Below are 12623 nucleotides of genomic sequence, written 5' to 3'. Positions count from 1 at the left end.
AACCTGAATTGCGAACCCTCCTGCACTGGAGGGATTTGTTGTTCGAGCGGCGCTTTCCGGACAGGCTCGACGCACGCTTCTGTCGCTCTTATCGCAAACCTCGTGCCACTTTGGTGCATTTCGCTGCAAGCCTTTTGACATCAGGGGTTACAGCGCTTTCTGTGTCGCTATCCGGTTACCCGAGAGTGGCGGATTTCCGCCAACTCACCGAACCTCGTCCTACAATTTGGCGGAAATCCGCCTTGTTGCCATCGCCAACCCACAGCTAAGATCCGGCGCCAGAGGAAGGATTTGCCGCTTATGCGTGAACGCACCATCGCCAGCCATTTCGCCCGTGCCGCCCTCGGTGGCGCACGCCGCTCGGGGTTCGACTACTCGGGCCTGCTGCTGCAACTGGGGATCAGCCCCGAGTTGCTCGACGAACCACGCGCGCGCATCGCCCCGGAACAGTTCACCCGCCTGATCCAGAGCCTGTGGCTGGCACTGGACGACGAATACCTGGGTTTCGGCAACGCGCCGAGCAAACCCGGCAGCTTCGCCATGATGTGCCATGCCTCGATTCATTGCCGCAATCTGGAAAAGGCTCTGCAACGCGGCTTATTGTTTTATAGCCTATTCCCCGAAGCCCCGCGCCTGAGCCTCACCCGCGAAGACGAATGGGTGCGCCTGAGCCTTGATGATTCAACGTTCCGGGACCCGGATCACTTCCTCAGCGAAAGCCTGCTAGTGATCTGGCATCGCCTCGGCAGTTGGCTGATCGGCCAGCGAATCCGCCTGGAACAAGTGACATTCAGCTACCCGAAACCCGCCCACGGCGCCGAATACGACCTGCTGTTCCCCTGCCCCATGAGTTTCTCCACGGACCAGAGCAGCCTGCTGTTCCACAGCCGCTACCTGCACATGCCCCTTTTGCAGGACGAACGCACCCTCAAACACTTCCTCGAACGCTCCCCCGCCGACCTGCTTTCACGCCCGGACGACGGCGACAGCCTCAGCAGCCGCCTGCGCCGCTTGCTCAGCAGCGACAGCGCACGCTGGCCGGATCTGGAAGCAGTGGCGGCCCATCTGCACATCAGCCCACAGACCCTGCGCCGGCATTTGCGTGAGGAAGGAACGAGTTTTCAGGAACTGAAGGATCAACTGCGGCGGGATATCGCCATCTACCATTTGGGACGGGCGGATCTGTCGTTGCAACAGATCGCCGAGCAGCTGGGATTTTCAGAACCTTCGGCGTTTCACCGGGCGTTCAAGAAATGGACGGGGCTGACACCGGGGGCTTATCGGGCACAGGAGCAATGAGGAGGGGTGCATCTGACAGAGATTGATTGGCTGAAAGGCAGTCTTCGCGAGCAGGCTCACTCCCACAGGATTGATGTGTATCTGATAGAGAATGGTTGGCTGGCAGGCCGCCATCGCTGGCAAGCCAGCTCCCACAAGGATTGATTTACATCTGACAGGAAATGGTCGGCTGTCAGGCCGTCATCGCGAGCAGGCTCACTCCTACATGATTGATGTGTATCTGATAGAGAATGGTTGGATGGCAGGTCGCCTTCGCTGGCAAGCCAGCTCCCACAGGGATTGGGTACATCATATAGAGACAGGTCGGCTGTCAGGCCGCCATCGCGAGCAGGCTCACTCCAGCAGCCCCGCGCCGCTTTTAACCACTCACAGAATGAGCGTTAGCTCGACTGTGCTCTTGACCTTGATCCACATGGCCCCGTCGGCAGGCTGAGTGGAGGGATTCATCCGGGGGGAGGCGCGCAGCGCCGTTTGGCGGAGCCAAACAGATCGAGAGGAGGTGCAGCGCAGCAAACCGTAGGCGATCCCCCCGGATGAAACCCGGAGCGAAGGAACCCCGAGCCCCAGCGAGCGGGCCGAACGTTGGGGCCCAGACCTTTGCTTACTTTGGGCTGGGCCGGCACTCCGGCGTTTGCCAAAGTGAGTCGCTGTAAAAGCGAAACCGCCAGCCGCAGCTACCGAAGCAACGGATATACACCCAAAACCCCAAGAGCATGGTCGGCCCAAAGGCCGCCAAGTCTCAAACCGCCGGAAAATGAATCCGAAACGCAGCCCCCCCCATCGGCGAGTCCCCCAACATCAACTTCGCGTTATAACTCTCGATAATATCCTTCACCACCGCCAACCCGATCCCCTGCCCCGGATGCTGCCGATCCAGCCGCTCACCACGCTCAAGAATCCGCGCCCGCTGATTCGGCGGCACCCCCGGCCCATCATCCTCAATACACAACTCAACCCCGGCCAGGCTCTCACGCACACTGATGCGCACCTCACCAAGACACAGCCGATAAGCGTTCTCCAGCAAATTCCCCATCATCTCCAACAAAGCACCCTGCTCGATCGGCACATAACAATGTTCCGGCAAATCAAACGCCACCCGCACCCGCTTGTCGCGATAAACCTTGTCCAGCGTATCGCACAGACTTTTCAACACCGGTTGCAGCCGCACCTGATGTCGCACCAGACCACTTTTACGCAAACTGGCCCGCTGCAACTGATAACTGATCTGCTGGCTCATCCGCTCGATCTGCGATTGCAACACCCAGGCCTGATCCCGATCCTCAGGACGCTGCGCCATGTCTTCACTGACCCCCTGCAACACCGCCAGCGGCGTTTTCAGGCTATGCGCCAGATCATCCAGAGAATCACGATAACGACTGCGCTGCTGACGCTCACTGTGCAGCAAACGGTTAAGCGAACCGGTCAGACGCAGCAACTCGCGCGGATGCTGCTCGCTGAGACTCTCAAGGGTACCGCCTTCGATTTCATCGAGTTCCTGACTCAATCGACGCAAGGCTTTAAGGCCCCAGGTCAAACCGATCCACAGCAACGCCAGCAACACCAGCAAAGCCGCGCCGAACCCCAGATAGAGATTCTCGCGCAGGCCTTCAAGGGTGGATTCGTATTCGCGCACCGGTTGCAGCGCGACAATGCTGTAGGCAGCGCTCTTGCCGCCGAGCAGTTTGACTTCGACGTCGTAGACGAAGAACTCCTGACCACTGGCTTCGCGAATCCGCGCAAACTCGTTGCCCTTTCCGTCGTAGCGCGGTTTGTAGTTGATCTGCTCTTCCTGCGTGCCTTTGGAACGCCAGACCAGATGACCTTCACGGTCATAGATGTAGCCGAGCAACCGGCCATCAGTCAGGTTGTAGCGCTCATCGGGCAACTGCGCCGGCATCACCAGCCGGCCATTTTCAATGCGAGCGGCGGAAATCAGCGTGGTCACATCAGAGGCCAGGCGTTGCTCGATCGAATCCTGCAACGCCAGACTGAAAGCACCCTGCATTGCCGGGAGCAACGCGAGCATGAACAACACCGCCAACGTGGTGGCGGCAAGCATTAGCCGAACGCGTAGCGAACGGATCAAGTGCAGCGCTCATTGAACAAGTAGCCCAGACCACGCACGGTATCGATCGGCTTGAACCCGGCGGGGCCTTCGAGCTTGCGGCGCAAGCGCCCGACCAGCACTTCGATCACGTTCGGATCGCGCTCGTCGTCGTCCGGGTAGAGCTGCTCCATCAGGCGATCCTTGGGCACCACTTGCTGGTGATGGCGCATCAGGTATTCAAGGATGCGGTATTCGTATGCGGTCAGCGCCAGTGGCTGTTCGTCGAGCGAAGCCTGCTTGCGATTGAGGTCGAGCAACAGCGGGCCGGCAACGATGGTCGATTGGGTAAAACCGCTGGAGCGACGCAGCAGCGCATTCAGTCGCGCTTCGAGTTCTTCGAACTGGAACGGCTTGACCACATAGTCGTCGGCGCCGGCGGCCAGGCCTTCGACCTTGTCCTGCCAGTTGCCACGCGCGGTGAGAATCAGGATCGGAAAACTCTTGCCGCCAGAGCGCAGTTCACGGATCAGATCGAGGCCACCCATGCCCGGCAGACCGAGGTCGATCACCGCCAGGTCAAAGTTGAACTGACCGGTCTGGTACAGCGCCTCCTCCGCATTGGCCACGGCTTCGACCACGTGGCCGCTCTCCGTGAGACGGGTTTGCAGGTGATGGCGCAACAGCGCTTCATCTTCGACGACCAACAATTTCATAACGCTCTCCCGGGTAAATCAGAATCTCCAACAGCGTACCTGTGGAATCGCCGAATCTTCACTCGCACAAGGCTGACTGCCAGGAACTCCTGACGCAGTCTAATGCCATTGTGCGAGCTGGCGAAGTCAGACGTTTGGCGTGGTCTGTGATCCAGCAGCAGTTGTTCAAACAACACGGCACGGTTTGAGTATGGCACTAGGTTACTGTCCGCCCCCTGTACCGCCCCTGAACGTTCCTTGAACCTCTGTCGAATCAAATCGACTAGGCTGTTTTGACCACTTTCGATAAGGAGACCGACCATGCGCCTGTTCCTCACCCTCGCCTTGCTGACGTTAAGCAGCCTCACTCAAGCTGCAATCAAGACTGAGGAAATTCCCTACCAGAGCGCCGACGGCACCAAGTTGATCGGTTATTACGCCTACGACGACGCGATAAAAGGCCCGCGCCCGGGCATCGTGGTCGTCCACGAATGGTGGGGCCTGAACGATTACGCCAAGCGTCGCGCACGGGATCTGGCCGGGCTCGGTTACAGCGCGCTGGCAATCGATATGTACGGCGAAGGCAAGAACACCGAGCACCCGAAAGATGCGATGGCGTTCATGCAGGCCGCCAATAAAGACGCGGGCGCTGCGAGTAAACGCTTCGAGGCCGGACTGGATCTGCTGAAGAAACAACCGCAGACCGATCCGCAAAAACTCGGCGCCATCGGTTACTGCTTCGGCGGTGGTGTGGTGCTCAACGCGGCGCGGCAGGGTGAACCACTGGCGGGCGCGGTGAGTTTCCATGGCGCGCTGGCGACCAATACCCCGGCGACACCGGGCAGCGTCAAAGCCAAAGTGCTGGTCGAACATGGCGCACTGGACAGCATGGTCACGCCGGACAACGTCACCGCGTTCAAGTCTGAAATGGACAAGGCCGGCGCCGACTACACTTTCGTCAGCCTCGATGGCGCCAAGCACGGCTTCAGCAACCCGGACGCCGACCGTTTGAGCCACGGCGATCACGGTGGCCCGGATATCGGCTACAACAAGGCAGCGGATGAAAAATCCTGGGCAGACATGAAAGCGTTCTTCCAGAAAATCTTCAGCTAAACCAGGACCTGAATGAGTTCTGTGGCGAGGGAGCTTGCTCCCGCTGGGGCGCAAAGCGCCCTCAATCTCTAAGACCGAGATATCTCAGGCAGATCTCGCTTGCAGTTATTGCGACTGCTACGCAGCCGAGCGGGAGCAAGCTCCCTCGCCACAAAAGCATTGCAGCCTCTATGCGCTTACAACTCTAACCGGCAAAATGCCGCCATGAATTCAACCCCTGCCCTTCCCGCCTGCTGCACGCCGCTCGACGCTCATTGGCCGTTGCCGACTACGTTGCCCGACACCGTGTTGCTGAGCACCCATTTCGATCCGGCCCGATTGCTCGGCGATGACTTCCAGCGCAGCGCCGTCGAGGCGCCTGCGAGCATTCAGCGTTCAGTGGCCAAGCGTAAGGCAGAGTTTCTCGCCGGACGGATCTGCGCCCGCGCCGCGCTGCAACAACTGGAAGGTTCCAGCGTGATTCCGGCGATTGGCGAAGATCGCGCACCGGTTTGGCCGGCGCACATCTGCGGTTCGATCACCCACAGCACCGGCCGTGCCGCCGCTATCGTCGCCAATAAACAGCATTGGCGCGGTCTGGGCATGGATCTGGAAAACCTGCTCAATACCGAACGCGCCGAGCGTCTGGCTGGAGAGATTCTCACTCCTGCAGAAATGCAGCGCATGACGGCGGGGTCACGCGAGCAATTGGCGTTACTGGTGACGCTGACGTTTTCGGTGAAGGAAAGCCTGTTCAAGGCGCTCTATCCAATTGTGCAGAAGCGCTTCTACTTTGAGCACGCCGAAGTGCTGGAGTGGAGTGAACAAGGGGATGTGCGTTTGCGGCTGCTGACGGATTTGTCCGCAGAGTGGTGCCATGGCACGGAGCTGGATGCACAGTTCGGCATGCAGGATGGGCAGTTGTTGAGTCTGGTCAGCATCAGCGCTTGAGATCTTTGGGGGCCTGACAGGGCCTCATCGCTGGCAAGCCAGCTCCCACAGGTTTCAGGGTGTACACAAAATCTGCGTTCGCCGCGAACACTGTGGGAGCTGGCTTGCCAGCGATGGGGCCCGCAAAGCCAACACAAAATCTCACCTGCGCTCCTGATTCCTCGGCCAACTCAGGCTGAAACAAGCCCCGCCCAGACTCTTGCTCTTGCCAATGATCGCCCGGCCGTCATGCCAGTGGATGATCCGCCGCACAATCGACAACCCCAGACCATGCCCGCCCGACGCCCGGGTGCGGCTGTCATCCAGACGCAGGAACGGCGTGAAAATCCGCTCCCACGCCGTTTCCGGCACACCCGGCCCATCGTCCTCGACGTCGACCCGACAGCGTAACTGCCCGACCTGATAACTCACCGTGACCTTCGAGCGCGCATGGCGCATCGCGTTGCTCACCAGATTCTGCAACGCACGATGCAGAAAGCGCGGCTCAGCTTCGACCCAGGCATCATCGCAATCCGCCGCCGACAGACACATCCCGCGCTGCACCGTGACTTCGGCGCGCAACGGCGCCAACTCCTCGATGACTTGATTGACCAACGCATCAAGGTCGATGCGCTGGAAAGTCAGCGCCGGAGAACCCTGCTCCAACCGCGCGTAAGTGAGCATTTCGTCCACCAGCTTATCGAGGTCCTCGATGTCGTGATCCATGCCCTCGCGGTACTTTTCCAGTGCTTGCGGGGTGGTCGCCGTGCCAATCATCTCCAGCCCGAAACGCAAGCGTGCCACTGGTGTGCGCAACTCATGGGAAACGGCGCGCACCAGCTCACGCTGGATTGCCAGCAACTGCTGCAAGTGCTCGGCCATGCCGTTGAACGCCGCAGCGAGTTTGCCGACCGAGTCAGCGCCGCGAGCCGGTACGCGGGTTTCCAGGCTGCCCTTGGCAATCCGTGTCGCCGCCGCTTCGAGGCCGCGCAAACGCCGCTCCAACTGCCGCACCAGCAGATAAACAATCAAACCGATCAGGCTCAAGCCGAGGGCCGCGATCAGCACCAGCCATTCCGGTGGATACGGATTCATCTGATACAGCGGGCCGATCTCCAGCACCCACGGCGTACCAACCATGCCGGCAAACACGCGGATCGAATCGCCGCCCTTACCCAGCGCCATCACCGTATCGCCCTCGGAAACGCGACGGCTCTGATCCTCATCCATGTCGGCTTCGTTGACCGTGACCAGCCGCAGATCGAAACCGAAACCTTTGTCTTCCTTCAGTTGTGCCAGCCGCTTGGGCTGATCGGCCACCGGCACCCGCACCAGCTCATCGGATAGCAGGTAAATAGTCGCCCGAGCGAGTTGCTCGCTGATCTGCTGCACTTCGCCGACCAGCACAGTTTGTTCCTTGTCACTGACCAGTCGATAAACCTTCGCCGCATGCGGGCCGGTCTGCTCGACCAGCGCCTGACCGCGCAGCACACGGGTGCGCTGGGTCAGATCAAGATCGGTCTGAGGAAAGGTTTGCAGCGCCAGCGGAATTCCCAACAAGCGCTCCCACACCAGCAACGCACGATGGCGCTCGGTCTGATTCATCGGTTGCAGATTGTCAGCCATCAGCGAGAACGTGCCGTGCGCCAACCGCTCGCGATATTGCTCGCTGCGCACCTGATTGAGCAGGTGCAGCGCCAGAACACCAAGCACCGCGACCAGAATCAGCGCCGCGCACATGCCGCCATAAATCCGCAGGAAGATCGAGTTCACAGCGGCATGTCTGCGCAGGCTTCAGGGACGAACAGATAGCCTTTGCTGCGGATGGTCTTGATCAGGCGCGGATGATCGGGATCGTCGCCGATCTTCGGGCGAATGCGCGAGATGCGCACGTCTATAGAGCGATCCTGGCCGTCGTAGCCGATGCCGCGCAGGGCGGTGAAGATTTCTTCGCGGGACAAGATCCGCCCGGCGTTGGACACCAACAGCCAGAGCAGATCGAATTCGGCGCTGGTCAACTCGATGCCGTTGTCACTGAGCCAGGCTTCACGCAGTGCGTTGTCGACCACCAACGGGCCGAATTGCAGACGTCGCGGTTTTTCCGAAACCGGCTCGGCGCTGTCACTGCGGCGTAACAGCGCCTGAATCCGCGCCAGCAACAGCCGTGGGCGCACCGGTTTGCACACGTAATCGTCGGCACCAAGGTCGAGGCCGAGGATCTGGTCGGCGTCGTCGGTGCGTGCGGTGAGCATCAGGATCGGTCCTTCATAACGGTCGCGCACCTTGCGGCAGATGCTCAGGCCGTCTTCACCGGGAAGCATCAGGTCGAGGATCACCAGATCCGGCTGTTCCTTGATGATCCGCGCCGCCGCCAGCGCCCCATTGCCTTCAATCGCCACGCGCAGTCCATTGGCTTGCAGGTATTCGCGGGTGAGTTCGGCCAGACGCTGGTCGTCCTCGACTATCAATACCTGCCAGGCTTCTTGCTCCACCGGTGACCTCTGCTTGCCAAAGTTAGGAATAAAGGAAGGGCTTTTGTGGCGAGGGAGCTTGCTCCCGCTGGACTGCGCAGCAGTCCCTCTTCTATGGATCAACAGAAGGGCCGCTTCGCGCCCCAGCGGGAGCAAGCTCCCTCGCCACACTATCCTCCCGTCTTTTTGTCATGTTTTGGGAGGATAAGAATGCGTACGCATGGGCCGATTGTATAAACGGCGTACGACGAGAACACAAGTCGCTAAATGCGTTCGGACAAGGCGGTTTTTTGTGATAGGGTTCGCGCCCTTAAAAATCCGCTGAAGCGTTTTTCCAGACAAAAAAACAGTGACAAACGGTCTAGCTCAGCAGGTTCGCGGCCTACACGCTCTTTCGCTCTTTCACACACAATTTACGCACAGGTTTATCCACAGGCTGTGCGTTGCAATCACCCCCCAAAACGCATTATCTTGTAGCCCGAGCGCAAAAAAACCCTACATGTAGGGTTTGACGCTAAAAAACCAAACACAAACCAGACAGTGATTTCAAGGCTTTTTATTGCCATTGTCGGGTTGAACCAAACGTATTTTCAGAAGACCAAACCGCACTTGCGGATGGCTACTGTTTTTCAGCCGACCACGGCGATAACGGTACGGGTGTTGCAGTCCGAAACTGCCCCCCAACGGAATGCGGTTTCACGCGTACAGCGCGAACCGAAGACTTCGGCATGGAAGCGGCGCCCACAAGGCCCCTTCCTGAACTGTCCCGAAGTCGTTATGCCCGGCCCCCGCCGGTTGTAGTGCTTCAGGACGGAACGGTGGGCACCGTGATGGTGCCCAAACAAACATAGAGAACGTGGAGACACCCATGCAAACCGACACAACTCGCGAGAACCCGCAGGGCACCTTGCCGCAGGCCGCTGATTCGAATTCGGATCTGGCTGCCACCGCACCGGGCCAACTGCGCGTGATCAAGCGTAATGGCACTGTCGTTCCTTACACCGATGACAAGATCACCGTCGCTATCACCAAAGCGTTTCTCGCAGTTGAGGGCGGCACCGCTGCCGCTTCGTCGCGAATCCACGACACCGTTGCCCGCCTGACCGAACAAGTCACCGCGACCTTCAAGCGTCGCATGCCTTCGGGCGGCACCATCCACATCGAAGAAATCCAGGACCAGGTCGAACTGGCCCTGATGCGTGCCGGCGAGCAGAAAGTCGCGCGTGACTACGTGATCTACCGTGACGGTCGTTCGAAAGAACGCGCTGCCCACGCGCCGACCGAAGAAGCGGTCAACGCTCACCCGTCGATCCGCATCACCCGCGCCGACGGCAGCTTCGCGCCGCTCGACATGGGCCGCCTGAACACCATCGTCACCGAGGCCTGCGAAGGTCTGGAAGAAGTCGACGGCGACCTGATCCAGCGCGAAACCCTGAAAAACCTGTACGACGGCGTGGCTCTGACCGACGTCAACACCGCTCTGGTGATGACCGCCCGTACTCTGGTTGAGCGCGAGCCGAACTACTCGTTCGTGACCGCCCGCCTGCTGATGGACACCCTGCGTGCCGAAGGCCTGGGCTTCCTCGGCGTGGCCGAAAGCGCTACCCACCACGAAATGGTCGACCTGTACGCCAAGGCACTGCCGGCCTACATCGCCAAGGGTATCGAGTTCGAACTGCTGAACCCGGTGCTGGCCACCTTCGACCTGGAAAAACTGGGCAAGGCGATCAACCACGAGCGCGATCAGCAATTCACCTACCTGGGCCTGCAAACCCTGTACGACCGCTACTTCATCCACAAGGATGGCGTGCGCTTCGAACTGCCGCAGATCTTCTTCATGCGCGTGGCCATGGGCCTGGCGATCGAAGAGAAGAATAAAGAAGATCGTGCGATCGAGTTCTACAACCTGTTGTCGTCCTTCGACTACATGTCCTCGACTCCGACCCTGTTCAACGCCGGTACCCTGCGTCCACAGCTGTCGAGCTGCTACCTGACCACCGTGCCGGATGACCTGTCGGGCATCTATCACGCGATCCACGACAACGCCATGTTGTCGAAATTCGCTGGTGGCCTGGGCAACGACTGGACTCCGGTGCGCGCACTGGGTTCGTACATCAAGGGCACCAACGGCAAGTCGCAAGGCGTGGTTCCGTTCCTCAAGGTAGTGAACGACACCGCTGTAGCCGTTAACCAGGGTGGCAAGCGCAAAGGCGCTGTCTGCGCCTACCTGGAAACCTGGCACATGGACATCGAAGAGTTCATCGAGCTGCGCAAGAACACCGGTGATGATCGTCGTCGTACCCACGACATGAACACCGCCAACTGGATCCCTGACCTGTTCATGAAGCGCGTCTTCGATGACGGCCCGTGGACCCTGTTCTCGCCATCCGAAGTACCGGACCTGCACGACCTGACCGGTAAAGCCTTCGAAGAGCGTTACGAGTACTACGAAGCTCTGTCCCAGTACCCGGGCAAGATCAAGCTGTTCAAGACCATCCAGGCCAAAGACCTGTGGCGCAAGATGCTGTCGATGCTGTTCGAAACCGGCCACCCTTGGCTGACCTTCAAGGACCCGTGCAACCTGCGTAGCCCGCAGCAGCACGTCGGCGTGGTTCACAGCTCGAACCTGTGCACCGAGATCACCTTGAACACCAACAAGGACGAGATCGCTGTCTGCAACCTGGGCTCGATCAACCTGCCGAACCACATCGTCAACGGCAAGCTGGACACCGCCAAGCTGGAACGCACCGTGAACACCGCCGTTCGCATGCTCGATAACGTTATCGACATCAACTACTACTCGGTGCCACAAGCGAAGAACTCCAACTTCAAGCACCGTCCGGTCGGTCTGGGCATCATGGGCTTCCAGGACGCGCTGTACCTGCAGCACATCCCTTACGGTTCCGACGCTGCCGTCGAGTTCGCCGACAAGTCGATGGAAGCGGTCAGCTACTTCGCTATCCAGGCCTCTTGCGACCTGGCCGACGAGCGCGGCGCTTACGAGACGTTCCAGGGCTCGCTGTGGTCCAAAGGCATCCTGCCACTGGATTCGCAACAGATCCTGATCGAGCAACGTGGCCAGAAGTACATCGATGTTGACCTGAACGAATCCCTGGACTGGGCACCGGTTCGCGCCCGTGTACAGAAAGGCATTCGTAACTCCAACATCATGGCCATCGCTCCGACCGCAACCATCGCCAACATCACTGGCGTATCGCAGTCGATCGAACCGACCTACCAGAACCTGTATGTGAAATCGAACCTGTCGGGCGAATTCACCGTGATCAACCCGTACCTGGTTCGCGACCTCAAGGCTCGCGGTCTGTGGGACTCGGTCATGATCAACGACCTGAAGTACTACGACGGTTCGGTTCAGCAGATCGAGCGCATCCCGCAAGAACTCAAAGAGCTCTACGCGACTGCCTTCGAAGTGGACACCAAGTGGATCGTTGACGCGGCAAGCCGTCGTCAGAAGTGGATCGACCAGGCCCAATCGCTGAACCTGTACATCGCTGGCGCATCGGGCAAGAAACTCGACGTGACCTACCGCATGGCCTGGTACCGTGGTCTGAAAACCACTTACTACCTCCGTGCCCTGGCCGCGACCAGCACCGAGAAGTCGACCATCAACACCGGCAAGCTGAACGCTGTATCCAGCGGCGGCAACCACGGCGACGATTCGGTTCTGGCAGCCCCTGCCGGCCCGGCTCCAGTGCCAAAGGCTTGTGCAATTGACGAGCCGGATTGCGAAGCTTGCCAATAAGCTGAGCTGATTCAGGCGTTGCGAGACGCCTGATACTGTTCAGGCAAAAAAAACCCCCGACAGACTTCTGGTTTGTCGGGGGTTTTCTTTTGACCTGAAAAAAACCGTGATTCTAACGAACAGGTTTTAGCAGATACAAAAAAGGCCCCTTCACAGAAGGAGCCTCTTATCGATGCTTACCTGCGGCAGCCGCCGTTATTGTAAGGACCCGCAACACGCACCCAACCGCTGGCTTGCGGAACATTGCTGCACATAGTGCGGCCGGTCGATGCCGACTCGTAAAGCCACCAGGAAGCCGGGGCAGCTTGAACAATTACAGCGCCCAGCAA

The 12623-nt window shown here is 59.4% G+C and carries 8 protein-coding genes; 4 read left to right on the top strand and 4 right to left on the bottom strand.

Annotated elements, in window-relative coordinates:
- The first annotated feature begins 300 nt into the window (after nt 1-300).
- Nucleotides 301-1299, top strand: coding sequence for an AraC family transcriptional regulator (locus ACTWLJ_RS14650; RefSeq protein ID WP_445177354.1), 999 nt, complete (start codon nt 301-303; stop codon nt 1297-1299).
- Nucleotides 1300-2038: 739 nt separating this feature from the next.
- Here the strand turns inward: ACTWLJ_RS14650 and ACTWLJ_RS14645 are convergent.
- Both ACTWLJ_RS14645 and ACTWLJ_RS14640 read right to left on the bottom strand, forming a co-directional pair.
- Nucleotides 2039-3385, bottom strand: a complete 1347-nt coding sequence (locus ACTWLJ_RS14645; protein WP_445177353.1) for an ATP-binding protein — start codon at nt 3383-3385, stop codon at nt 2039-2041.
- Complete coding sequence (locus ACTWLJ_RS14640) at nt 3382-4059, bottom strand: response regulator (protein WP_401221140.1); 678 nt, start codon at nt 4057-4059, stop codon at nt 3382-3384. The genes ACTWLJ_RS14645 and ACTWLJ_RS14640 overlap by 4 nt, the downstream gene beginning before the upstream one ends.
- A 300-nt stretch (nt 4060-4359) precedes the next feature.
- Here ACTWLJ_RS14640 and ACTWLJ_RS14635 point away from each other — a divergent pair, with 300 nt between their 5' ends.
- Entirely contained in the window at nt 4360-5151 is a 792-nt protein-coding gene (locus tag ACTWLJ_RS14635; RefSeq protein WP_445177352.1) for a dienelactone hydrolase family protein, read from the top strand.
- A gap of 204 nt (nt 5152-5355) precedes the next feature.
- Nucleotides 5356-6081, top strand: coding sequence for a 4'-phosphopantetheinyl transferase family protein (locus ACTWLJ_RS14630; RefSeq protein WP_445177351.1), 726 nt, complete (start codon nt 5356-5358; stop codon nt 6079-6081).
- Nucleotides 6082-6222: 141 nt separating this feature from the next.
- On the opposite strand, the gene ACTWLJ_RS14625 is transcribed toward ACTWLJ_RS14630, so the two are convergent.
- Nucleotides 6223-7833, bottom strand: a complete 1611-nt coding sequence (locus tag ACTWLJ_RS14625) for an ATP-binding protein (protein WP_401221132.1) — start codon at nt 7831-7833, stop codon at nt 6223-6225.
- Nucleotides 7830-8552 carry a response regulator gene (locus ACTWLJ_RS14620; RefSeq protein ID WP_445177350.1) on the bottom strand — a complete coding sequence of 241 codons (723 nt, stop codon included), beginning with the start codon at nt 8550-8552 and terminating at the stop codon, nt 7830-7832. Before ACTWLJ_RS14620 ends, ACTWLJ_RS14625 begins: the two co-directional genes overlap by 4 nt.
- Before the next feature lie 847 nt (nt 8553-9399).
- On the opposite strand from ACTWLJ_RS14620, the gene ACTWLJ_RS14615 reads away from it, so the two are divergent.
- Entirely contained in the window at nt 9400-12294 is a 2895-nt protein-coding gene (locus ACTWLJ_RS14615; protein WP_445181313.1) for a ribonucleoside-diphosphate reductase subunit alpha, read from the top strand.
- Nucleotides 12295-12623: the final 329 nt, after the last annotated feature.

Source organism: Pseudomonas sp. McL0111 (assembly GCF_052567255.1).
The sequence above is the reverse complement of the archived record's forward strand: the minus strand, read 5'-3'. Positions and strand labels throughout refer to the sequence as shown.